The 568-nt window shown below is 44.7% G+C and carries 2 protein-coding genes; both read right to left on the bottom strand.

Annotated elements, in window-relative coordinates; all coding sequences use genetic code 11:
• Positions 1-155 precede the first annotated feature (155 nt).
• Entirely contained in the window at positions 156-419 is a 264-nt protein-coding gene (gene rpsQ, locus HUK65_RS18630; RefSeq protein ID WP_179907788.1) for a 30S ribosomal protein S17, read from the bottom strand.
• Positions 419-559, bottom strand: a complete 141-nt coding sequence (gene rpmC / locus HUK65_RS18625; protein WP_456095397.1) for a 50S ribosomal protein L29 — start codon at positions 557-559, stop codon at positions 419-421. The genes rpsQ and rpmC overlap by 1 nt, the downstream gene beginning before the upstream one ends.
• Positions 560-568 lie beyond the last annotated feature (9 nt).

The following is a 568-nucleotide window of genomic DNA, read 5'->3' as shown; positions in this document are numbered from 1 at the left end:
ATTAAACTTTGGTATCGCGGCATCTCTTACTCCTTGTACGAGAACTATGTAAATTAATAAATTAGTGAATTAAGTATAGTAAGCCTTTGGCATCCCGCAAAAAAAAACGACCCTCCGAGGAGAGTCGTTTCTTCAATGGCATCTCTGCCGGCGGATTAAAAGCCTGCAGCACGCTCGATAACGTCTACCAAAGTCCATGACTTAGTTTTAGATACCGGGCGAGTTTCCCGGATCGATACCAAATCACCTTCTTGGCATGTGTTATTTTCATCGTGTGCGTGGAGCTTAGTAGTCCGCTTAATGTACTTACCGTAAATCGGGTGCTTAACCTGACGTTCGATAGCAACAACAATAGACTTGTCCATTTTGCTGCTAATCACACGGCCTTGCACAGTACGGGTAGATTTTGCTTCACTCATTACGCACCTGCCTTTTGATTAATCACTGTTTTCACACGTGCGATATCTTTACGCACTCGCTTCAACAGGTGTGACTGATTCAGTTGGCCGGTCGCAGCTTGCATGCGCAAATTAAATTGCTCACGCAGCAAACCAAGCAGCTCCTGATT

Source organism: Rhabdonatronobacter sediminivivens (assembly GCF_013415485.1).
Lineage (GTDB): Bacteria > Pseudomonadota > Alphaproteobacteria > Rhodobacterales > Rhodobacteraceae > Rhabdonatronobacter > Rhabdonatronobacter sediminivivens.
Note: the sequence above shows the minus strand (reverse complement) of the source record. Positions and strands in the feature narration are given on the sequence as shown.

Excerpts from the sequence above, each read along its gene's own strand:
- rpsQ (WP_179907788.1), bottom strand. The coding sequence starts at position 419 with ATGAGTGAAGCAAAATCTACCCGTACTGTGCAAGGCCGTGTGATTAGC.